The organism is Streptomyces sp. DH37 (assembly GCF_029813835.1).
Classification (GTDB): domain Bacteria; phylum Actinomycetota; class Actinomycetes; order Streptomycetales; family Streptomycetaceae; genus Streptomyces.
Genome location: NZ_JARVKV010000041.1, coordinates 35848 through 56839 on the forward strand (window position 1 = coordinate 35848; position 20992 = coordinate 56839).

The 20992-nt window shown below is 74.9% G+C and carries 21 protein-coding genes; 7 read left to right on the forward strand and 14 right to left on the reverse strand.

The features are described 5' to 3' along the window. Window positions 1-168: 168 nt before the first annotated feature. The 3 genes from QC029_RS20020 to rimP all read right to left on the reverse strand — a co-directional run bounded on the left by QC029_RS20020 (window position 169) and on the right by rimP (window position 2101). Entirely contained in the window at window positions 169-447 is a 279-nt protein-coding gene (locus tag QC029_RS20020) for a YlxR family protein (RefSeq protein ID WP_279557081.1), read from the reverse strand. A 74-nt stretch (window positions 448-521) separates the two neighbouring features. Continuing rightward, a complete protein-coding gene (gene nusA / locus QC029_RS20025) occupies window positions 522-1547 on the reverse strand; it encodes a transcription termination factor NusA (RefSeq protein WP_279557082.1) in 1026 nt (341 codons plus the stop codon). A gap of 2 nt (window positions 1548-1549) precedes the next feature. Then, on the reverse strand, window positions 1550-2101 hold the full coding sequence (rimP, locus tag QC029_RS20030) for a ribosome maturation factor RimP (RefSeq protein ID WP_279557083.1): 552 nt from the start codon (window positions 2099-2101) through the stop codon (window positions 1550-1552). Window positions 2102-2361: 260 nt separating this feature from the next. Between rimP and QC029_RS20035 the strand changes: the two genes are divergently transcribed. Genes QC029_RS20035 through QC029_RS20045 form a run of 3 tightly spaced genes read left to right on the forward strand, consistent with a single transcriptional unit; the run spans window position 2362 to window position 4401 of the window. Beyond that, window positions 2362-2913 carry a hypothetical protein gene (locus QC029_RS20035; RefSeq protein WP_279557084.1) on the forward strand — a complete coding sequence of 184 codons (552 nt, stop codon included), beginning with the start codon at window positions 2362-2364 and terminating at the stop codon, window positions 2911-2913. Next, window positions 2913-3446, forward strand: a complete 534-nt coding sequence (locus QC029_RS20040) for a ferritin-like domain-containing protein (protein WP_279557085.1) — start codon at window positions 2913-2915, stop codon at window positions 3444-3446. Before QC029_RS20035 ends, QC029_RS20040 begins: the two co-directional genes overlap by 1 nt. Before the next feature lie 43 nt (window positions 3447-3489). After that, on the forward strand, window positions 3490-4401 hold the full coding sequence (locus tag QC029_RS20045; protein ID WP_279557086.1) for an aminoglycoside phosphotransferase family protein: 912 nt from the start codon (window positions 3490-3492) through the stop codon (window positions 4399-4401). A 49-nt stretch (window positions 4402-4450) separates the two neighbouring features. Here QC029_RS20045 and QC029_RS20050 read toward each other — a convergent pair whose 3' ends face one another. The 9 genes from QC029_RS20050 to QC029_RS20090 all read right to left on the reverse strand — a co-directional run bounded on the left by QC029_RS20050 (window position 4451) and on the right by QC029_RS20090 (window position 14626). Next, window positions 4451-6160, reverse strand: coding sequence for a proline--tRNA ligase (locus tag QC029_RS20050; RefSeq protein WP_279557087.1), 1710 nt, complete (start codon window positions 6158-6160; stop codon window positions 4451-4453). 63 nt (window positions 6161-6223) lie between these two features. Continuing rightward, complete coding sequence (locus QC029_RS20055) at window positions 6224-6760, reverse strand: GNAT family N-acetyltransferase (RefSeq protein ID WP_279557088.1); 537 nt, start codon at window positions 6758-6760, stop codon at window positions 6224-6226. A gap of 122 nt (window positions 6761-6882) precedes the next feature. Next, window positions 6883-7728 carry a GNAT family N-acetyltransferase gene (locus QC029_RS20060; protein WP_279557089.1) on the reverse strand — a complete coding sequence of 282 codons (846 nt, stop codon included), beginning with the start codon at window positions 7726-7728 and terminating at the stop codon, window positions 6883-6885. An 88-nt stretch (window positions 7729-7816) separates the two neighbouring features. Next, window positions 7817-8971, reverse strand: coding sequence for a flavodoxin-dependent (E)-4-hydroxy-3-methylbut-2-enyl-diphosphate synthase (gene ispG, locus QC029_RS20065; protein WP_279557090.1), 1155 nt, complete (start codon window positions 8969-8971; stop codon window positions 7817-7819). Between the two features lie 154 nt (window positions 8972-9125). Beyond that, window positions 9126-10430 carry an RIP metalloprotease gene (locus QC029_RS20070; RefSeq protein ID WP_279557091.1) on the reverse strand — a complete coding sequence of 435 codons (1305 nt, stop codon included), beginning with the start codon at window positions 10428-10430 and terminating at the stop codon, window positions 9126-9128. Then, window positions 10427-11731, reverse strand: coding sequence for a 1-deoxy-D-xylulose-5-phosphate reductoisomerase (gene dxr / locus QC029_RS20075; protein WP_279557092.1), 1305 nt, complete (start codon window positions 11729-11731; stop codon window positions 10427-10429). Before dxr ends, QC029_RS20070 begins: the two co-directional genes overlap by 4 nt. 62 nt (window positions 11732-11793) lie before the next feature. Then, the gene (locus tag QC029_RS20080) at window positions 11794-13359 is read right to left on the reverse strand and encodes an ABC transporter permease (RefSeq protein WP_279557093.1); all 1566 of its coding nucleotides are present in this window, start codon (window positions 13357-13359) and stop codon (window positions 11794-11796) included. Then, entirely contained in the window at window positions 13356-14090 is a 735-nt protein-coding gene (locus QC029_RS20085; protein ID WP_279557094.1) for an ABC transporter ATP-binding protein, read from the reverse strand. Before QC029_RS20085 ends, QC029_RS20080 begins: the two co-directional genes overlap by 4 nt. After that, window positions 14087-14626: a PadR family transcriptional regulator gene (locus QC029_RS20090; RefSeq protein WP_279557104.1), complete on the reverse strand. Its 540-nt coding sequence runs from the start codon at window positions 14624-14626 to the stop codon at window positions 14087-14089. The genes QC029_RS20085 and QC029_RS20090 overlap by 4 nt, the downstream gene beginning before the upstream one ends. Window positions 14627-14774: 148 nt before the next feature. Here QC029_RS20090 and QC029_RS20095 point away from each other — a divergent pair, with 148 nt between their 5' ends. Together QC029_RS20095 and QC029_RS20100 are read left to right on the forward strand one after the other, a co-directional pair. Next, window positions 14775-15302 (forward strand): GNAT family N-acetyltransferase, encoded by a 528-nt coding sequence (locus QC029_RS20095; protein ID WP_279557095.1) that lies wholly within the window; start codon window positions 14775-14777, stop codon window positions 15300-15302. Next, window positions 15295-16044 carry an alpha/beta hydrolase gene (locus QC029_RS20100; protein WP_279557096.1) on the forward strand — a complete coding sequence of 250 codons (750 nt, stop codon included), beginning with the start codon at window positions 15295-15297 and terminating at the stop codon, window positions 16042-16044. Before QC029_RS20095 ends, QC029_RS20100 begins: the two co-directional genes overlap by 8 nt. Window positions 16045-16090: 46 nt before the next feature. Here the strand turns inward: QC029_RS20100 and QC029_RS20105 are convergent, their stop codons facing one another. Further along, on the reverse strand, window positions 16091-17023 hold the full coding sequence (locus QC029_RS20105) for an EamA family transporter (protein ID WP_279557097.1): 933 nt from the start codon (window positions 17021-17023) through the stop codon (window positions 16091-16093). 79 nt (window positions 17024-17102) lie between these two features. Between QC029_RS20105 and QC029_RS20110 the strand changes: the two genes are divergently transcribed. After that, the gene (locus QC029_RS20110) at window positions 17103-17600 is read left to right on the forward strand and encodes a MarR family winged helix-turn-helix transcriptional regulator (RefSeq protein ID WP_279557098.1); all 498 of its coding nucleotides are present in this window, start codon (window positions 17103-17105) and stop codon (window positions 17598-17600) included. Window positions 17601-17699: 99 nt separating this feature from the next. On the opposite strand, the gene QC029_RS20115 is transcribed toward QC029_RS20110, so the two are convergent. After that, the gene (locus QC029_RS20115; RefSeq protein WP_279557099.1) at window positions 17700-19616 is read right to left on the reverse strand and encodes an acyl-CoA dehydrogenase family protein; all 1917 of its coding nucleotides are present in this window, start codon (window positions 19614-19616) and stop codon (window positions 17700-17702) included. Window positions 19617-19880: 264 nt separating this feature from the next. Here QC029_RS20115 and QC029_RS20120 point away from each other — a divergent pair, with 264 nt between their 5' ends. Then, the gene (locus QC029_RS20120; RefSeq protein ID WP_279557100.1) at window positions 19881-20894 is read left to right on the forward strand and encodes a LacI family DNA-binding transcriptional regulator; all 1014 of its coding nucleotides are present in this window, start codon (window positions 19881-19883) and stop codon (window positions 20892-20894) included. Window positions 20895-20992: the final 98 nt, after the last annotated feature.

Genomic DNA, 20992 nt, shown 5'->3' on the forward strand with positions numbered 1-20992 from the left:
TTCGCTCCTTACGGTCCGGGGGGATCGTCCGCCGGACCTTCGCTACTGCATGGGCGTACTCATCGCGTACTCATCGAGTGCTCATCGCAATCTCGACCTACTTCCAACTCGCGAGGTACCTCTCCCGCACGGCGGGGTGCCGTACGGGCTGTCGTGCGTGCTTGCGTCTTACGGTGTTGCCCGCGGTACTGCCTGCAGCAGTTCCGCGGTATCGAGCGGTCCACCGGCCCGGAAGGCCCGCTGGAACGCCCGGCGGCGGACCGCCAGGTCGACACAGGTCGGTGCGGGGTGCACATAGGCTCCCCGGCCGGGCAGCGTACCGCGATGATCGGGAACGCACCGGTTCCCGGCCAACACCACACGCAGCAGATCGCCCTTGCCCGACCGCTCCCGGCACCCCACGCAGGTGCGTTCTGGGCATGCGCGGGTGCGCGTCCGGTCAGACACTCCTCAGTCTACCTCCCCGCGCCGATTGCGCCGTTGGTGGGGTCTGCGACGGGGTACGGACGGTGACGGGCGCCTCAGCCCCTCTCCGCGCCGCTCTCCCGGCGCTGCCCGCTGTGCTCCCCGGTCTGCTCGGTGTCCGGGCGGATGTCGATCCGCCAGCCGGTGAGCCGGGCGGCGAGCCGGGCGTTCTGTCCTTCCTTGCCGATCGCCAGCGACAGCTGGTAGTCGGGCACGGTGACCCTGGCCGACCGGGCGGCGGCGTCCACGACGTCCACCCGGCTCACCCGGGCGGGTGAGAGGGCGTTGGCCACCATCTCGGCCGGGTCGTCCGACCAGTCCACGATGTCGATCTTCTCACCGTGCAGCTCGGCCATCACGTTGCGCACCCGGCCGCCCATCGGGCCGATGCACGCGCCCTTGGCGTTCAGGCCCGAGCGGGTGGACCGCACCGCGATCTTGGTGCGGTGGCCGGCCTCGCGCGCGATGGCCGCGATCTCCACCGAACCGTCCGCGATCTCGGGCACCTCCAGGGCGAAGAGCTTCTTCACCAGGTTGGGGTGGGTGCGCGAGAGCGTGACCGACGGCCCGCGGACGCCCTTGGCGACCCGCACCACGTAGGTGCGCAGCCGGGTCCCGTGCGAGTAGTCCTCGCCGGGCACCTGCTCCTGCGGGGGCAGGATCGCCTCGAGCTTCCCGATGTCGACGAGGACGCTGCGCGGGTCCTTCCCCTGCTGGACGACTCCCGCGACGATGTCGCCCTCGCGTCCGGCGTACTCGCCGAAGGTGACCTCCTCCTCCGCGTCCCGCAGCCGCTGCAGGATGACCTGCTTGGCGGTGGTCGCAGCGATCCGGCCGAAGCCGGAGGGGGTGTCGTCGAACTCGCGCGGCTCGGCCCCCTCGGGCAGGTCGGCCGGGTCCTCCTTGGCCCACACCGTCACGTGGCCGGTGGAGCGGTCCAGCTCCACGCGGGCCTGGCGGCGGCTTCCCTCGGTGCGGTGGTAGGCAATGAGGAGCGCCGCCTCGATCGCCTCGACCAGCAGGTCGAAGGAGATCTCCTTCTCCCTCACCAGACCCCGCAGGGCACTCATGTCGATGTCCACGGCTACGCCTCCTCCTGGCTCTCTTCGTCAGAGGCCGCAGCCTGACGTGCCTTGTCGGCCTTCTCGGCGGCCTTGCGGTTGAACTCGATCTCCACCCGGGCCCTGGCGATCTCGGTGTAGGCGAGCCGGCGGGCGGTGGCCTTGCGCCCCTTGACGCCGGGCACCTCCACGTCCAGCCCGTCCCCGTCCGCCCCGGCGACGCGGGCGACCAGCTCGCCGCCGCCCGCCTCCTCGGTCAGCTGCGCCCTGACCAGCCTGCCGACGGCGCGGCGGTAGTGCCGCGGCTCGGTCAGCGGGCGGTCGGTTCCGGGGGAGGTGACCTCCAGGACGTACGGGGCGCCGCCCATCACGTCGGCCTCGTCCAGCACCTGGGACGCGTCGCGGCTCAGCTCGGCGCAGGTGTCGAGCCGCACGCCCTCGTCGGAGTCCACCACGACCCGCAGCACGCGCCTCTTCCCGGCCGGGGTCACGGTGATCTCCTCGAGATCGAGGCCCTGCGCGGTGACGAGCGGCTCCAGCAGTCCTCGCAGCCTCTCGCTCTGGGTGGTGCTCATCCGGGTGACTCCTCGGCCGCGTGTGCTGTTGTGGGAAACGTCCAGTCCTGGGGGTACGGGGGTCAAGCCTATCGTCTGCCGCGGGCCGCGCCGACCAGACGATCGGGGGCGCTGCGCCGGGCGGCCGTCCCCCGCGCGGGGTACGCGCCGGGCGTGGAGGTGACCCGCCGGGGGGGACCGTACGAACACGGGTACGCTCACACCGGCGGTGATCACCGCCCGTCCCCAGCGCCACCGAACCACCTCCCCAGGGAGCGCCCGTGCCGATCGACTCGCGTCCCCGCCGGCGGAGCCTGCTGGCCACCGGTGCGACGGGCGCCGCCGCGCTGCTGCTGACCGGGTGCTCCGGGGGGGAGCGGAAGGCCGCCGAGCGCGGACTCGCCTCCCTGGACGAGCGGCTGCGGGGCCGCGCCGCGCGCGGCAGCGCCGCCCTGCTGGCCCGCTACGACCGCACCCTCGCCGCGCACCCCGGTCTGGCCGGGCGGCTGGCGCCGCTGCGGGCGGACGTGGCGCGGCACGTGAAGGCGTTCGGCGGTACGGCGGCCCGCGGCGGCTCCGGGAGCCCGCAGGCCCCGGCGAGCCCCGTCCCGGCGAGCCCCGCCCCGTCGGGCGCGCGGGCCCCGCGGGGCGCCGGGGCGGACGTCCCCCGGGACCCCCGGCGCGCGCTGGCGGCCCTCGCGGACGCCGAACGCGCCGCCGCCGACGGTCTCACCCGCGCCCTCGACGGCGCCCCGCCCGAACTCGCCCGGCTGCTCGCGTCCGTCGCGGCGGCGGGGGCCGTGCACGCGTACCTGCTCACGAACGGCGAGTGATGAACCGAGCGACGAACCCCACCGCGGCCTCCCCCGCCGCCCCCGCCGCGGGCTCGGCGCCCGGCGGGCGGACCGATCCCGGCGATCCCGGCGATCCCGCGCTGACCGCCCTGCGGGCCGCGCTCGCCGCCGAGCACGCGGCCGTCTACGGCTACGGCGTCGTGGGCGGGCGGATCGCCGAGGACCGGCGCGCGCAGGCCCGGGAGGCCTACGACGCCCACCGCGCGCGCCGTGACGCCCTGCGCCGCGCGGTGCGGCGGATGGGCGGCACCCCCGAGCCCGCCGCCGCGGCCTACTCCCTGCCCTTCGCGGTGCCGGACGGCGCCGCGGCGGTGCGGCTCGCCGCGGAACTGGAGGAGCGGGTGGCCGCCGTCTACGCCGATCTGGTCCGGGCCGGCGGGGGCGGGCTGCGGCGGGAGGCGGCGGCCGCGCTGCGGGAGGCGGCGGTCCGTGCGGCGCGCTGGCGCGGCACGGGCGTACCCTTCCCTGGGCTCGCCGAGCGCGCCGCGCCGGCGAGCCCGGAGTCCCTCTGAGGACTCCCCCGCGGAACGCTGACGACGAAAGGGACGCCCGGGCATGACATCGGCTCCGCACGTCGAACCCCCGCAGCGGCTGGTGCGCTCCCTGGGCGCCGGCTCCCCCTGGCTGGCGGAGCTCCCCGGCCTGGTGGAGGCCTCGCTGGCACGCTGGGAGCTGACGGCCGAGCGGGTGGTCTCCCCCGGCGGACGCGGCAGCCTGGTCGTCCTGGTGCGCCGGGCCGACGGCATCCCGGCCGCGCTGAAGCTGCGCGCCGCCGGCGCGGCGGACGAGGCGGCGGCCCTGGCCCGCTGGGACGGGCACGGCGCGGTGCGGCTGCTGGACGCCGCGCCCGAGGACGGCGCGCTGCTGCTGGAGCGGCTGCACGCGGAGGTGTCGCTGCGCTCGCTGCCGGAGGCGAAGGCCAACCTGGAGGCGGTCTCGGCGCTGCACCGGCTGTGGGTGCCTCCGCTGCCCCCCGGCGCCCCGGACGGGGAGCACCCCTTCACCAGCGTGGAGGAGCACACCGGCCGGGCGGCGGAGGGGATCCGCGCACGGGTGCCGCGGGAGGCCCGGCCGCTGGCCGACGAGGCCCTGGCGCTCCGCTCCGAGCTGCTCTCCGACGCGCCCGAGCGGGTGCTGCTGCACGGCGACTTCCGGCAGGGCACGGTGCTGTCGGCGGGCCCCGGACGGGCGCACTGGCTGGTGGTGGGCCCGGATCCGCTGGTGGGCGAGCGGGCGTACGACCTGGCCCGGCTGGTCCGCGACCGGCTGCACGACCTGGCCGCCGGCTCCGGCGCCCCCGCGATCGCCCGGCGCCGGGTGGCCAAGCTGGCGGACTCCCTGGGGGTGGACCGCGACCGGCTGCGCGGCTGGAGCCTGTACCGGGCGGTGGAGTCGGGCGTCCGCCACATCGCCGCCGGGGACCGCGCCGACGGCGAGGCGCTGCTGGAGTTCGCGGGCTGGCTGTGAGCGGACGCGGGCCCCGGCCCCCGGAGGGGCCGGGGCCCGCGCGCCGGCCTCAGGCCGGGCGGGTCAGCCGCGCGACCGCCTCGTCCACCGGGAGCTCCTCGCGCTCGCCGGTGCGCCGGTCCCTCAGCTCCACCAGCCCCTTGGCCGCGCCCCGGCCCACCACCAGGATCGCGGGCACGCCGATCAGCTCCGCGTCGGTGAACTTCACACCGGGCGAGACGCCCGTGCGGTCGTCCACCAGGACGCGCGCCCCGGCGGCGGCCAGCCGCTCCGACAGCTCCAGGGCCAGCTCGGTCTGGGCGCCCTTTCCGGCGGCGACGACGTGGACGTCGGCCGGGGCGACCTCGCGCGGCCAGCACAGGCCCTGGGCGTCGGCCGTCTGCTCGGCGAGCGCGGCCACCGCGCGCGAGACGCCGATGCCGTAGGAGCCCATGGTGACGCGGACGGGCTTGCCGTCGCGGCCGAGCACGTCCAGCCCGAAGGCGTCGGCGTACTTGCGGCCGAGCTGGAAGATGTGGCCGATCTCGATGGCCCGGTCCAGCTTCAGCCCGGCGCCGCAGACCGGGCACGGGTCGCCCGGCTCGACGGTGACCACGTCCAGGTACTCGTCGACCTCGAAGTCCCGGCCGCACACCACGTTGCGGGCGTGGGTGTCGGGCTTGTTGGCGCCGGTGATCCAGGAGGTGCCGGGGGCCACGCGCGGGTCGGCGACGTAGCGGAAGGCCATGCCCGCCAGTCCCTGCGGGCCGACGTAGCCGCGCACCAGGGCGGGGCGGCCGGTGAAGTCCTCGGCGGTGACCAGTTCCACGGTGGCGGGCGCCAGGTGCTCGGCGAGCTTGCCGAGGTCCACCTCGCGGTCGCCGGGCACGCCGACGGCCCAGATCTCCCCGTCCACCTTGACCAGCAGGTTCTTCAGGGTGGCGGAGGCGGGTACGCCCAGGTACTCGGCGAGGGTCTCGATGGTGGGGGTGCCGGGGGTGTCCAGCTCCTCGACCGGCGGGTGGCCCATGGGGTCGGCGGGCCTGAGCGGATGGGTGACGGCCTCGGTGTTGGCGGCGTAGCCGCAGGAGGGGCAGTCGGCGAAGGTGTCCTCGCCCGCGGCGGCCGGGGCGAGGAACTCCTCGGAGGCCGAGCCGCCCATCGCGCCCGAGACCGCGGAGACGATCCGGTGGTCCAGGCCGAGCCGGGCGAAGATCCGCAGGTACGCCTGGCGGTGCAGCCGGTAGGACTCGGCCAGTTCCTCGTCGGTGGTGTCGAAGGAGTAGGAGTCCTTCATCAGGAACTCCCGCCCCCGCAGGACGCCCGAGCGCGGCCGTGCCTCGTCCCGGTACTTGGTCTGGATCTGGTAGAGCATCACCGGCAGGTCCTTGTAGGACGTGCACTGGTCCTTGACGACCTGGGTGAAGATCTCCTCGTGGGTGGGGCCGAGCAGGTAGTCGGCGCCCTTGCGGTCCTTCAGCCGGAACAGCAGGTCGCCGTACTCCTCCCAGCGGCCCGACGCCTCGTAGGGCTCCTTGGGCAGCAGGGCCGGGAGCAGGACCTCCTGGGCGCCGATGGCGTCCATCTCCTCGCGCACGATCCGGGTGACGTTCTCCAGGACCTGCTTGCCCAGCGGCAGCCAGGTCCAGATGCCGGCGGCGGTGCGGCGGACGTAACCGGCGCGGACCAGGAGCCGGTGGCTGAGGGTCTCGGCGTCGGCCGGGTCCTCGCGCAGCGTCTTCAGCATCAGACGGGACATGCGCTGGACACGGGCTGCCATGGGTCTCTCCTGCGGAACGGGGTGCGAGGGGCGGCGCGGACGGTTGCGCGCCTGGCAGCGAGACTACCGGCGCCGCAGCGGCAGCGGCGCACCCATCACCACGTACGGGCTCGGGGCGCTCGGGAACAGCACGTGGCGGGCCAGATCGCGGTAGCCGAGCGAGCGGTAGAGGGCGCGGGCCGGGCTCTCGGTGTCGATCGCGGAGAGGATCGAGCGCGGCTCGGCGGCGGCGTCGGTGATCGCGGTGATCAGCTTCCGGCCGATGCCGTGCTTCTGGTACGCCGGGTGGACGTGCAGCTCGGTGATGGCGAAGGCGTCGTCGAGCCAGCCGGCGTTCCCGGCCCGCCGCAGGTACGGCTCGACGACCGTGGACCACCACTGGGTGCGGTCGTTGGGCATGCCGTAGACGAAGCCGACCAGCCGCCCCCGCGGCGTGGTGGCGCCCAGCGCCCGGACGCCGGGGGCGCCGGCGTGCCGCAGCACGATGTGGCGCCGCACCCCCACCTCGTCGTCGGTCAGCCCGAAGGCGACGGCCTGCACGGCGAGTGCCTCGTCCACCCGGGCTGCCAGGTCCAGGGGACCGACCACGACGTCTTCCATGGTCGTCGACCCTACTGGAGAGCACCGGGGATTCGGCGAACACCCGCACGGGCGCCGGGCGGTTCGGGCGCCGCGGGCGGGGACGGCGGTTCGGAACGGCGGGGGTTCCAAACGGCGGGGGTTCAGAACAGCACGCTCATGAACGCCCCGACCTCGCGGAAGCCCACCCGCCGGTAGGTGGCGCGGGCCGCGGTGTTGTAGTCGTTGACGTACAGGCTGACGACCGGGGAGACCTCGTCCAGCGCGTAGCGCAGCACCGCGGCCATGCCGGTGACGGACAGGCCCTCGCCCCGGCGCTCGGGCGCGACCCAGACGCCCTGGATCTGGCACGCCTGCGGGGTGACGGCGCCGATCTCGGCCTTGAAGACCACCCTGCCGTCCTCGATGCGGGCGAACGACCGCCCACCGCCGACCAGTTCCGCGACCCGGGCCTGGTAGACCAGCCCGCCGTCCCCGGCCAGCGGCGAGACGCCGACCTCCTCGGTGAACATCGCCACGCAGGCGGGCATCAGCACGTCCATCTCGTCCTTGCGGACGCGCCGCACGTACGGGTCGGGCCGTATCCCCGCGGGCATGCGGTCGGTGACCATCAGCGGCTGGTGGCGGCGGACCTCGCGGGCCGGTCCCCAGTGCGGCTCCAGGTGGGACCACAGGGCGGCGGTGGGCTCGGCCGGGCCGACGACGGACGAGCAGCGCCTCCCCTGGCGGCGCGCCCGCTCGGCGAAGGCGCGCACCGCCTCCGGGCCCGCGCAGACGGGGACGAGGTTGGCGCCGGAGTAGCACAGGGACTCCAGGCGCCCGCGGTGGTACCAGCCCCACATCTCGCCGCCGAGCCGCCACGGGTCCAGGCCGGAGACCCGGACGCGGGCGGCGACGAAGGCGTTGTTGACCGGTTCGCGGTCGAGCACCGTGAGGGCGTCGTCGAGCTCGTGGGGCTCGACGACACGGGTGGTGGTGGTCGTCAACACGTGGGATGCCTCACCGTGCGGCCGTGGGGTGGGGAGCGATTTCCCGACTTTACCCCCAGGCCGCGGCGGACGTGCGCCGACCGGTCGGTCAGCTGACGGAGACCTCCGGCGGGCCGGAGAGCACACCGTCCTTCTCCATCTGCTCGGCGATCTTCATCGCCTCGTCGATGAGGGTCTCGACGATCTTCGACTCGGGGACGGTCTTGATGACCTCGCCCTTGACGAAGATCTGGCCCTTGCCGTTGCCGGAGGCGACGCCGAGGTCGGCCTCGCGGGCCTCGCCGGGGCCGTTGACGACGCAGCCCATGACCGCCACGCGCAGCGGCACCTCCATGCCCTCGAGACCCGCGGTGACCTCGTCGGCGAGCTTGTAGACGTCCACCTGGGCCCGGCCGCAGGAGGGGCAGGAGACGATCTCCAGCCGGCGCTGCCGCAGGCCGAGGGACTCCAGGATCTGGATGCCGACCTTGATCTCCTCCACCGGCGGCGCGGAGAGCGAGACGCGGATGGTGTCGCCGATGCCCTCGCTCAGCAGGGCGCCGAAGGCGACCGCCGACTTGATGGTGCCCTGGAAGGCGGGACCGGCCTCGGTCACCCCCAGGTGGAGGGGGTAGTCGCACTGCGCGGCCAGCTGCCGGTAGGCGTTGATCATCACCACCGGGTCGTTGTGCTTGACCGAGATCTTGATGTCGCGGAAGCCGTGCTCCTCGAACAGCGAGCACTCCCACAGCGCGGACTCCACCAGCGCCTCGGGGGTGGCCTTGCCGTACTTGGCCAGCAGTCGCTTGTCCAGGGAGCCGGCGTTGACGCCGATGCGGATGGGGACGCCGGCGTCCGAGGCGGCCTTGGCGATCTCCTTGACCTTGTCGTCGAACTGCCGGATGTTGCCCGGGTTGACGCGCACGGCCGCGCAGCCGGCGTCGATGGCCGCGAAGACGTACTTGGGCTGGAAGTGGATGTCGGCGATCACCGGGATCTGGGACTTCCTGGCGATCACCGGCAGCGCTTCGGCGTCGTCCTGGGAGGGGCAGGCCACGCGGACGATCTCGCAGCCGGCCGCGGTCAGCTCGGCGATCTGCTGGAGCGTGGCGCCGATGTCGGCGGTGACGGTGGTGGTCATCGACTGCACGGAGACCGGGGCGTCGCCTCCGACGGCCACCGAGCCGACCTGGATCTTCCGGCTGGCCCGTCTGTCGGCCAGTTTGGTCGGTACGGACGGCATTCCGAGCGAAATGGCTGTCATTGTGGTGTGCAACCCCAAGCTGTGGTTCAGTGCCCCGTTCGGCGGCGGGCTCCGGCCTCCGAGATTACGGTACGCCCGGGGCCCGGGGCACACCGTGGTCCGCCGTGCGCGGCGCGGGACCCCGGCGCGCGCCCGGGGCCCCGCGCCGGGGGCGTCAGCCGGTCAGGCGCACGGGGTTGACCACGTCCGCGATGAGCACCAGCAGCGTGAAGCAGACGAAGACGCCCGCCACCACGTACGCCACCGGCATCAGCTTGGCCACGTCGAACGGGCCCGGGTCGGGGCGGCGCAGCACCTTGGCGAAGCCCCGGCGCAGCGACTCCCACAGGGCGCCCGCGATGTGGCCGCCGTCCAGCGGCAGCAGCGGCAGCATGTTGAACAGGAACAGCGACAGGTTGAAGCCCGCCACCAGGAAGAGCATCACCGCCACCCGCTGCTCGGCCGGGATCTCCAGGGCGAAGACCTCGCCGCCGACCCGGGCCGCGCCGACCACGCCCATCGGGGAGTCCTGCTCGCGCTCGGCTCCGGCGAAGGCGGCGTTCCACAGGCCGGGGATCTTCTCCGGGAGCCTTATCAGGGCCTCGACGCCGCTGGCCATCATGTCGCCCATCCGGTCGACGGCCTGCGGGAAGGACTGCTCGACGACGCCGGTGGCCGGGGAGAAGCCGAGGAAGCCGGTGGTGACGTACTCGCCCTCGACGTAGCCGCCGCGCCCGTCGGACTTGGCGACCTCGTTCCTCACCAGGTCCGCCTGGAGGACCCTGCGCTCGCCGTCGCGCTCGACGGTGATGGCGGCCGGGCCGATGGTGTCGCGGATGCGCCGCTGGAGGTCGCTCCACCCGGTGACCTCCGCCCCGTCGAAGGCGACGATGGTGTCGCCGGGCTTGAGGCCGGCCGCCTTGGCCGGGGAGTCCGGCGCGCCCGCGGGGCAGGTGTCGGTCTTCGCCGACACCCTGATCACGCAGTCGGAGACGGTGGCGACGGTGGTGGTCTGGGTGCTGATGCCGAAGGTCATCAGCGTGGCGAGGAAGACCACCACGGCCAGGATCAGGTTCATGAACGGCCCGGCGAACATGACGATCACGCGCTTCCAGGGCTTGCGCGTGTAGAACAGCCGCTTCTCGTCGCCCGGCTGGAGCTCCTCGAAGGCCGCGGCGCGGGCGTCCTCGATCATGCCCCGGAAGGGGGAGGTGGAGCGCTTCCGGACGGCGCCGTCCTCGCCGGGCGGGAACATGCCGATCATGCGGATGTAGCCGCCGAGCGGGATCGCCTTGATGCCGTACTCGGTCTCGCCCTTCTTCCTCGACCACAGGGTGGGGCCGAAACCGACCATGTACTGCGGCACGCGGACGCCGAACATCTTGGCCGTCGACAGGTGGCCCAGCTCGTGCCAGGCGATGGAGAACAGCAGGCCGAAGACGAAGACGACTATGCCGAGAATGGTCATCACCGTCGTCATGCGCGTGCCTCCGCTGTCTCGGTCGTGCCGGTCGGGTCCGTCGTGGGGGCGGTGCGTGCGGCGCGTGCCGCCAGTTCACGGGCGCGGGCGCGCGCCCAGGTCTCGGCGTCGAGGACCTCCTCCAGGGTCAGGCCGGTTCCCCGGGGGACGCCGTGCTCCTCGACCACCGCGGCGACCGTATCCACTATGCCGTTGAAGGGCAGCCCGCCGGAGAGGAACGCCTCGACGCACTCCTCGTTGGCGGCGTTGAACACCGCCGGGGCGGTGCCGCCGAGCGCGCCGACGTGGCGGGCCAGCGCCACGGACGGGAAGGCCTTCTCGTCCAGCGGGAAGAACTCCCAGCTCATCGCCGTGGACCAGTCGAAGACGGGGCCGGCGTCGGGGACCCGGTGCGGCCAGCCCAGGCCGAGCGCGATGGGCAGCCGCATGTCGGGCGGGCCGCACTGGGCGAGGGTGGAGCCGTCGGTGAACTCCACCATCGAGTGGATGTAGGACTGCGGGTGGACGACGACCTCGATGCGGTCGAAGGGGATGTCGTAGAGCAGGTGCGCCTCGATGACCTCCAGGCCCTTGTTGACCAGGGTGGCGGAGTTGATCGTGATGACCGGGCCCATCGCCCAGGTGGGGTGGGCCAGGGCGTCGCCGGGCGTGACGTCCTCCAGCTCCTGGCGGGTCCGCCCGCGGAAGGGGCCGCCGGAGGCGGTCACCAGCAGCTTGCGGACCTCGGCCCGGGTGCCGCCCATCAGCGCCTGGAACAGCGCCGAGTGCTCGGAGTCGACGGGGACGATCTGGCCGGGCCGGGCCAGCGCCTTCACCAGCGGGCCGCCGACGATCAGCGACTCCTTGTTGGCCAGGGCCAGGGTGCGGCCCGCCTCCAGGGCGGCCAGGGTGGGGCGCAGCCCGATGGAGCCGGTGATGCCGTTGAGGACGGTGTGGCACCCGGACGCGGCCAGCTCGGTGGCCGCGTCCGGTCCGGCCAGCACCTCCGGCAGCGGCTCCCCGGCCCCGTACCGCGCCCGCAGCGCCTCGCGCAGCTCCCCCGCCCTGTTCCCGTCGGACACCGCGACGGTGCGCACCCCCAGCCGGTGGGCCTGCTCGGCCAGCAGCCCCACCCGGCCGCCGGCGGCGGACAGGGCGGTCACCCGGAAGCGGTCGGGGTTGCTCAGCACCACGTCGACGGCCTGGGTGCCGATCGATCCGGTGGATCCCAGGATCACGATGTCGCGCGGGCCGCCCTCGGCGGGGGCGTCGGCCGGGTGGCGCAGGTGCGGGTCGGCGAGGGGAGCGGGGCTCTCGGTCATCCCCCCATTGTGTCCGGTCCGCGAGACGGCTCGGACACCGCGTCGTGCCGCGCCGCCCGGTGTCACCCGGTGCGCAGTTCCTCGGCCGACGTGCCCGCGCGCAGGAACAGCAGGCCGAGGCCGGTGGCGGCGAGGACGAGGGCCAGTACGCCCAGTCCGTGGAGCGCGAGGTCGTCCAGGGGCACGGGGACGGCGCGCACGACGTCGGGGAGCTCGACGTGGCGGACGTCCTCCCCGGAGGCGCCGGGTCCGAAGCAGTCCCGGGAGGCCGTCGCGCAGACCGCGGCCGATCCCCCGTACTCCACCGCCTCCGGGCCGAAGTAGCCCCGGCCCATCAGGGTGCCCACGGTCATCGCCAGCGCCACGGCCGGGACCAGGGGCGCGAGCGTCTGCCACAGCAGCGCCCGTCCCATCACGGAGCGGGGCACGCCGGCGGCGGCCAGGGCGGCGTGGGTGCGGCGCCGGGCGACGACGGCCTCGGCGACGGTGACCAGCAGGCCGGCGGCCGCGATCACCGACGCCACGACGACCGCGGCGTCCACCAGGTCCATGGTGTCGAGGTAGAAGGGGTCGGGGGCGTACCCGTGGCCGCCCGCCGGTCCGGCCGCCTCCGCGTGGCGGCGCCCCACCTCCCGCCTCGCCTCGCCCATGGCGGTGAAGTAGGCGCGCACGGCCAGCGCTCCCGCGCCGAAGACCACGGCCACCAGCAGCGCGGCGAGGGTGCGGCTGCCGTGCCAGGGGTCGGCGAGCAGCCGGCGGGCGGCCAGCAGCGGGGCCGGACGGCGGGCGAGCCGGTGCAGCACCCGGCCGGTGGCGTGGGAGATCCAGCCGGTGCCGAGCACCACGCCGAGGGCGGCCGCGAGCCCGCCGCCGAAGAGCAGGAGGACCGCCAGGGGGAGGGAGGACGAGGCGTCCCGGGTCTCGTCGTACCACCGCACGAGCCCCTCGAAGGCGAAGAAGGCGCCCACGCCGAGCACGATCAGGGCGGCGGGCCACGGCCTCGGCGCCCGCTTCGCCCGGGCCCGCCGGACCACCCCGAGCGGGGTCACCACCACCCGGCGCAGCATCACCGCGGCGGCGAACGCCGCCAGCAGCGGCAGGCCGAGCACGGCGGCGGCGAGCGCGGGAACGGAGGGCAGGACGTCGGTCGGCAGCGGCAGCCTGCCCTCCGCGTCCGGCCGGTGCAGCACCTCGCGTCCGGCCAGGTGGACCACGAGTCCGGCGCAGGTGCCCGCCAGGCTCGCCACCCCGGTCTCGGCGGCGGCGACGGCGACGGTCTGGCGCGGGGTGCCGCCGGCCAGCCGGATCGCGGCGAGCCGCCGGTCCCGGGCGGGCGCGCCGAGCCGTGCGCACTGCCCGGCCAGGGCCAGCACCGGGATGGTGAGCAGCAGCAGGGCGGCCACCACGCCGATGTGCAGCCCCGGCTCCCTGAGCAGCGCGTTGGTGTACCGGTCGGACATCGGGGCGCTCGCGTCCGGCGGCGGTCCGGGGTCGGGGACGGCCAGCACGGTCAGCGCGGCGAACACCGCCAGGGAGGCGAGGAGGGCGCTGAACGCGGTGAGCACCACCCGCAGGGTGTCGGTGCGCGTCCCGGCGAGGGCCAGTCCGAGCAGCAGCCGGGGCCTCACGGGCGACCACCGATCGACTTGTCGACACCGGCGCCGATACCGGTACCGGCGCCGACACCGACGCCGAGGCCGGTCGGGTCCACCGCGCCGTCCCGCAGGGTGATCTCGCGGTCGGCGTAGGCGGCCACCGACGCCTCGTGGGTGACGAGCACGACGCTGGTGCGCTGTTCGTGGGCGACCCGGGTGAGCTGCCCGAGCAGCCGCTCCCCGGCCAGCGCGTCCAGCGCGCCGGTGGGCTCGTCGGCGAAGAGCACCCTGGGCTCGGTGACCAGCGCCCGCGCGGCGGCGCACCGCTGCTGCTGGCCGCCGGACATCTCCCCGGGCCGGACGTCGGCCACGTCCGCCACGCCCAGCCGCTCCAGCCAGCTCAGGGCGGCGGTACGGGCCTCGCGCCGCCCCCGGCCGGCCAGCAGCAGCGGCAGGGCGACGTTCTCCGCCGCCGACAGCTCGGCGACGAGCTGCCCGAACTGGAACAGCACGCCGAAGTCGGTGCGCCGCAGCCGGGAGCGGTCTGCCTCCGAGCGGGTGTCGAGGCGCCGACCCCCGTACAGCACCTCGCCCGCGTCGGGGCGCAGGATTCCGGCCAGGCAGTGCAGCAGCGTGGACTTGCCGCAGCCGCTGGGTCCGGTGACGGCGAGGATCTCGCCCTCGGCCAGCTCCACGGTGACGCCGCGGAGCGCGGGTGTGGGCCCGTAGGACTTCACGACCCCGCGTGCTTGCAGGAGCGTCATGAGTGCACCTCCCGGTGCAGGTCGGCGACGCGCTCCAGCGTGGTGTGCAGCCAGCGCAGATCGGCGTCGAGGTGGGCGATGGCGAAGTCCGCGGCGATCACGTCGCCGAGCGAGGACTCGGGGTCGGTCTTGACGGCGGTCAGCTCCCGCAGCCGCGCGGTGTGCGCCCGGCGCTGCTCGACGAGGTAGCCGCGGGCCCGGTCGACGCCGGTGACGAGCAGGGCGACGACGACCTTGGCGAGCAGCGTGCTGCTGACGTACGGGGCCGGGGTCTCGATCTCCTCCAGCCAGGTGCGCAGCCTCTCGCGCCCGGCGTCGGTGAGGGCGAACTCGGTGCGGTCCGGGCCCCCTTCGCGGCTCTGCCCGCGCTTCTCCACCAGTCCGTCGCGCTCCAGCCTGCCGAGCGTGCCGTAGACCTGGCCGAAGGCGATCGGCTTGGCCTTGGGGAAGCGCTGGTCGTGCGCCTTCTTCAGGTCGTAGCCGTGCTGCGGCCCGGTGGCCAGCAGGGCGAGCAGTACATGGGCCGCGGTCGACATGGCCACGACTATTCCCTGAGAGAATAGTCGACGTCAAGTCGCCCCGGGGGAAGGGCCGTCGCCCCTCTTCCCGGGTGCGCGGCGGAGGACCGGCCGGCGCAGGGGAATCCCGTTGCCGTCGTCCCCGGCGGCGCGGCAGACTGCCCCGGTGCTGATCCGACGCGAGACACCCGCCGACGTCACCGCCGTACGCGCCGTGACCGGCGCCGCCTTCGCCGCCAGGTCGCGGACGCCCGTCCCGGCCGAGGTGACGCTGCTGGACGAACTGCGCGGCTGCGACGGATGGCTGCCCGCGCTGTCGCTGGTGGCGGAGGGGCCGGACGGCGAGGTCGCCGGGCACGTGGTGTGCACCCGGGGGCGCATCGGGGACACGCCCTCGCTGGGGCTCGGCCCGATCAGCGTGGCCCCCGGCCGCCAGGGGCGCGGCACCGGCTCGGCGCTGGTGCACACCGCGCTGGGCGCGGCCGACGCCCTCGGCGAACCGCTGGTGGCACTGCTGGGCGACCCGGCGTACTACCGCCGCTTCGGCTTCCGCGCCGCCGCCGGGTACGGCATCACCGCGCCGGATCCCGCCTGGGGCGACCACTTCCAGGTCCGCACGCTCTCCGCGTACGACCCCGGCGATCCCGCGCTGCGCGGCGCCTTCGCCTACGCGGAGCCGTTCGACCGTGTCTGAGCGGCCCGTTCCGTCCGAGCGCGGCGTCCCCTACGGCACCGGCGGCGGACTGCTCGACGTCCACCGGCCGGCCGGCGCCTCCGCGCCCTCCCCGACCGTCCTGCTGTGGCACGGCAGGGGTCCGGACAAGCGGGACGCGCTCGCGCCCCTCGCCCGGGAGGCCGCCTCGCTGGGCCTGACGGTCGTGGTGCCCGGCTGGCACCCCGACGCCCCCGACGGCGGCCTGCGCGATCTGCTGGAGTCGGTGCGGTTCGCCCGGGAGCGGGCGGGCGGGCCCGGCGGCGGCGCCGGCCGCGTCCTGCTGGCCGGATGGTCGCTGGGCGCGCGCATCGCGGTGGACGTCATGCTGCGTCCCGATCTGGTGGACGGCTGGCGGCCGATGGGCGTCGTCGGCGTGGCGGGCCGGTACGACTCGGGCAGGCCGGAGGCGGGGATCCGGGCTCCGGAGGAGGAACTGGCCAGGAGGGCCGTGTCCCCGGTGCCCGTCCACCTCGTGCACGGCACCGCCGATCCCGTGGTCCCCGCCCGCCGTTCGAGGGAGTTCGCGGCCGCCCTGCGCCGGTGGGACTGGCCGGTGGCCTACACCGAGACCGGCGCCGACCACGCGGGCGTGGTGATGACCGAGTACGACCCCGGGCGCGAGCGCTCCCTGCCGGCGCGTACGCCGCGGGCCCTGGAGGCCGGGCGGCTGACCGCCCGCGTCCTGGCCCGCGCCGCCGGGCTGGCCGCGCCGCCGGACTGACCGGCCGTACCGGGCACGGCGACGCGCGCGGGGTTCCCCGGGACCCTCAGCTCCCGCGCGGCTCCGGGATCCCGGGCGCCGCCGGGGCGGCGTCCAGGGCGGGGGCGCGGCGGGGGCGGCGGAGCCGGCGAGGCCGAGCCTGGGCCGCGGCGAGGGCGGCGAGGACGACGAGCGCGCCCGCCGCCTGCGCCGGGGTGAGGTGCTGGCCGAGCAGGAACCAGCCGAGCGCGGTGGCGACCAGCGGGCTGAGCAGGCCGAGGAAGGCGACGGCGGTGGGCGGCAGGGCGCGTATCCCCCGGAACCACAGGGCGTAGGCGAGGGCCGCGCCGACGATCGACAGGTAGCCGTAGCCGAGCAGGTTGCCGGCGGTCAGGCCGGCGGGCGGCGGCCCCTCGACGGCCAGGGCGACGGGGAGCAGCAGCAGTCCGCCCGCGACGAGCTGCCAGCCGGTGACGGCGAGCAGGGGCGCGGGCGCGGTCCACCGCTTGCTGAGGACGACGCCGGCGGCCATGACGACCGCGCCGCCGAGCGCGGCGGCGACGCCGACCGTGTCCAGCCGTGCGTCGGCCCGCAGGACGAGCAGACCGACCCCGGCCACGCCCGCGGCCCCGGCGACCGCGGTGCGCGGGGCCAGGCGCTCGCCGAGCAGCCCCGCGGCCAGTCCCGCGACCAGCAGCGGCTGCACCGCGCCGACCGTGGCCGCGACCCCGCCGGGCAGCCGGTAGGCGGCGACGAACAGTAGCGCGAAGAACACTCCGATGTTGAGCGCGCCGAGCACCGCCGCGCGCCACCACCACTCCCCCTTCGGCAGGCGGCGGGTGAGCGCGACGAGGACGAGCCCGGCGGGCAGGGCGCGTACGACCGCGGCCAGCAGCGGGCGGCCGGGCGGCAGCAGCTCGGTGGTGACGAGATAGGTGCTGCCCCAGACGGCGGGGGCCAGCGCGGTCGCCGACAGGACTCCGACTCGATTACTTAGCACTAAGCAAAAGTATCTTATCGCTAAGAGACCTGTCGACGGACGCACCCGGCCCCCGCCGCCGCCTGAGTAGGCTGAGGCGGTGACCGATCACGTCGACCGAGTGCTGGAGCAGTGGGACAGGGAGCGCCCCGACCTGGACGTCTCACCGATGGCGGTGATCGGGCGCCTGAAGCGGCTGGCCCGGCTGATCGACGCCGAACTGCGCCGCACCTTCGCCGCGCACGGGCTCGACTCCGCGTCGTTCGACGTACTGGCCACCCTGCGCCGCAGCGGTCCCCCGTACCGGCTGACCCCCGCCGGGCTGATGCGGTCGGCCATGGTCACCTCGGGGGCCGTCACCCAGCGGCTGGACCGGCTGGAGGCGCGCGGCCTGGTGGCGCGCTCGCCCAGCGAGACGGACGGCCGGGTCGTCCACGTCACCCTCACCGAAGAGGGGCGCGCCCTGATCGACCGCGTGCTGCCCGACCACCTCGCCACCGAGCACCGCCTGCTCGCCGCCCTCCCGGCGGCCCGGCGGGACGAACTCGCCCGTCTGCTCGGCGAGTTGCTGGACTCCCTCGGCGACGGGACGGACTGACCCCGCGGCCGGGGGCGGCGACTCGCCCGGGCCGCGGGCCGCCGTGCGCCCCGCCCCGGGATCCGCTCACCGCCGTGTCCGCGCCCCCGTGGTCAGCCGTCAGGGGATGGGCCGGTGGACGTCCGCGCGGGTGGCGGGGCCCGGGTCGGCCGGGGCGATCCAGGGGCCGGGGGTGGAGGGGTCGACGACGCCCTCCTCCAGCCAGGTGTACGCGCCGCCCAGCACGCCGCGCACGACCGCGCGGTCGACGTCGTCGGTGTTGGTCCACAGCCGGCCGAACAGCTCCTCGGCGCGGACGCGGGCCTGGCGGCAGAAGGCGTCGGCGAGCTGGTAGGCGGCGCGGCCGTGCTCGCCGCGGGTGCGCAGCATCTCCGCCCGCACGCAGGCCGCGCTCATCGCGAACAGCTCGGCGCCGATGTCCACGATCCGCCCCAGGAAGCCCTGCTTGGCCTCCAGCTTCGCCTGCCAGCGGGACATGCCGTAGAAGGTGGCGCGGGCCAGGCGGCGGGAGGCGCGCTCGACGTAGCGCAGGTGGGTGGCCAGGTCGGGGTGGCCGCTCGGGTGGAACTCCCGGTAGGAGCCGGGGAGCTGACCGGGCCCGGCGACCAGTTTGGGCAGCCAGCGGGCGTAGAAGCCGCCCGCGCGCACCGCCGCCCTCCCCTTGTCCGCCGCCGTCGCCGCGGGATCGACCAGATCGCCCGCGACGGTCAGGTGCGCGTCCACCGCCTCGCGGGCGATGAGCAGGTGCATGATCTCCGTCGAGCCCTCGAAGATGCGGTTGATGCGCAGGTCGCGCAGCATCTGCTCGGCCGGTACGCCCCGCTCGCCGCGGGCGGCGAGGGAGTCGGCGGTCTCGAAGCCGCGCCCGCCGCGGATCTGGACCAGTTCGTCGGCCATCCGGTACGCCGCCTCCGAGCCGTAGAGCTTGGCCAGGGCGGCCTCGATGCGGATGTCGTTGCGGTCGTCGTCGGCCATCTGGGAGGCGAGGTCGAGGACGGCCTCCAGGGCGAAGGTGGTCGCGGCGATGAAGGAGATCTTGCTTCCGACGGCCTCGTGGTAGGCGATCGGCTTGCCCCACTGCTCGCGGGCCGCGGACCACTCGCGGGCGATCCTCAGGCACCACTTGCCCGCTCCCGCGCACATCGCGGGCAGGGAGAGGCGGCCGGTGTTGAGGGTGGTCAGCGCGATCCTCAGCCCGGCTCCCTCGGGGCCGATCCGGTTGGCGGCCGGGACGCGGACGCGGTGGAGGCGGGTGACGCCGTTCTCGATGCCGCGCAGGCCCATGAAGGCGTTGCGGTTCTCCACCGTGACGCCCTCGGAGCCGGCCTCGACGACGAAGGCGGTGATGCCTCCCCGGTGCCCCTCGGAGGCCGGCACGCGCGCCATGACGACCAGCAGGTCGGCGACGACGCCGTTGGTGGTCCACAGCTTCACGCCGTCCAGGACGTAGGTGTCGCCGTCGGGCACGGCGGTGGTGGCCAGGCGGGCCGGGTCGGATCCGACGTCCGGTTCGGTGAGCAGGAACGCCGAGATGTCGGTGCGGGCGCAGCGCGGCAGGAACGCCCTCTTCTGCTCCTCGGTGCCGAACATCTTCAGCGGCTGGGGCACGCCGATGGACTGGTGCGCCGACAGCAGCGCGCCGACGGCGGGGCTGGCCGAGCCGGCCAGGGCCAGGGCGCGGTTGTAGTGGAGCTGGCTCAGGCCCAGGCCGCCGTACTCGGGATCGATCTTCATGCCGAGCGCGCCGAGCTCCCTGAGGCCCTTGACCACCTCGTCGGGGACCAGCCCCTCGCGGTCGATGCGCAGGCCGTCGATCTCCGTCTCGCAGAACTCCCGCAACCGGGCGAGGAACTCCTCGCCGCGCCGGGCGTCCTCGTCGGCGGGCAGGGGGTGGGGGTGGATCAGGTCCAGGCGGAAGCGGCCGAGGAACAGCTCCCTGGCGAAGCTCGGCTTGCGCCAGTCCTGCTCCCTCGCCGCCTCGGCCACCTGTCGCGCTTCGCGTTCGGAGACTGTCATCGCGGGCTCACCTCGCACTGCCGGCTGCTGCCGACCACTGCCGACCGCCGATCAACCGGTATCGCTCGGTCGTGTGTACCCGTTGCGCATGGTACGTACCGTTTACGGCGCGGGGTGCACTCGGATGCGGCCTATTGTTGAAGCGCTTCGACAACCCATCGCGGAGCATCTGGACAGGCGGTCAGCTCCGGTTTAGGGTCAGTCCGCAGATTCGCTGTCGAAGCGCTTCACCTCAGCCGCTTCCCGCACCGCCCTGGAGAGCCCATGGTCACCCTCGCCGAGGTCGCCCGGCACGCCGGAGTCTCCGCCAGCACCGTGAGCTACGTCCTCAGCGGAAAGCGTTCCATCTCCGCCGCCACCCGGGAGCGGGTCGAGCAGAGCATCCGCGAGCTGGGCTACCACCCCAACGCCGGCGCGCGGGCGCTGGCCAGCAGCAGGTCGAACATCATCGCGCTGATGATGCCGCTGCGCACCGACATGTACGTGCCGGTGATGATGGAGATCGCCCTGGCCGTCGCCACCACCGCCCGCGCCCACGACCACGACGTGCTGCTGCTGACCGGCGAGGAGGGTCCGGCGGCGGTACGCCGGGTGGTGGGCAGCGGGCTGGCCGACGCGATGATCCTGATGGACGTCGAGCTGGACGACGCCCGTCTGCCGCTGCTGCGCGACACCGGGCGCCCCGCCGTGCTGATCGGCATCCCCGCCGACCCGACCGGGCTCACCTGCGTCGACCTGGACTTCACCGCCACCGGCGCGCTGTGCGTGGAGCACCTGGCCGAGCTGGGCCACCGCGACATCGCGGTGGTCGGCGAGGCGGCGGCCGTCTACGAGCGGCACACCGGCTTCGCCGAGCGCACCCGCGACGGGCTGCGCGCCCGCGCCGCCGACCTGGGGGTGCGGCTGCTGCACCGGCCGTGCGAGGGCAGCTACGCGGCGATGGCCGGGACGCTCTCGCGCATCCTCGACGAGCGCCCCGGCACCACCGGCTTCATCGTGCAGAACGAGGCCGCCATCGACCCGCTGCTGAGCCTGCTGCGCCAGCAGGGCCGCGCCGTGCCCGAGGACGTCTCGGTGGTCGCCATCTGCCCCGACCAGGTGGCCGTCCAGGCGTCCGTGCGCCTGACCTCGGTGGCCATCCCCGCCCACGAGATGGGACGCCGGGCGGTGGAGCTGGTGATGGCCAGGGTGCGCGGCGAGTGCGGGGACCGGCTCGACCTGCTGCCGCCGCGGCTGACCGTACGGGCCAGTTCCGGCCCGGCCCCCGCCCCCCGCTGAGTCCGCCCTCCCCCGACGACCGCCCCGCCCTGCCGCGCCGTCCCTCTCTCTTAAACACATCTGACGCTGCCGACGACAGCGAGTGTGTAGATCTCGGT

Coding starts and splice junctions, on each gene's coding strand:
- rimP (WP_279557083.1), bottom strand. CDS start 2,101: ATGAGCACCACCCAGAGCGAGAGGCTGCGAGGACTGCTGGAGCCGCTC.
- QC029_RS20040 (WP_279557085.1), top strand. CDS start 2,913: ATGAACCGAGCGACGAACCCCACCGCGGCCTCCCCCGCCGCCCCCGCC.
- QC029_RS20045 (WP_279557086.1), top strand. CDS start 3,490: ATGACATCGGCTCCGCACGTCGAACCCCCGCAGCGGCTGGTGCGCTCC.
- QC029_RS20050 (WP_279557087.1), bottom strand. CDS start 6,160: ATGGCAGCCCGTGTCCAGCGCATGTCCCGTCTGATGCTGAAGACGCTG.
- QC029_RS20055 (WP_279557088.1), bottom strand. CDS start 6,760: ATGGAAGACGTCGTGGTCGGTCCCCTGGACCTGGCAGCCCGGGTGGAC.
- ispG (WP_279557090.1), bottom strand. CDS start 8,971: ATGACAGCCATTTCGCTCGGAATGCCGTCCGTACCGACCAAACTGGCC.
- QC029_RS20070 (WP_279557091.1), bottom strand. CDS start 10,430: ATGACGACGGTGATGACCATTCTCGGCATAGTCGTCTTCGTCTTCGGC.
- dxr (WP_279557092.1), bottom strand. CDS start 11,731: ATGACCGAGAGCCCCGCTCCCCTCGCCGACCCGCACCTGCGCCACCCG.
- QC029_RS20085 (WP_279557094.1), bottom strand. CDS start 14,090: ATGACGCTCCTGCAAGCACGCGGGGTCGTGAAGTCCTACGGGCCCACA.
- QC029_RS20090 (WP_279557104.1), bottom strand. CDS start 14,626: ATGTCGACCGCGGCCCATGTACTGCTCGCCCTGCTGGCCACCGGGCCG.
- QC029_RS20115 (WP_279557099.1), bottom strand. CDS start 19,616: ATGACAGTCTCCGAACGCGAAGCGCGACAGGTGGCCGAGGCGGCGAGG.
- QC029_RS20120 (WP_279557100.1), top strand. CDS start 19,881: ATGGTCACCCTCGCCGAGGTCGCCCGGCACGCCGGAGTCTCCGCCAGC.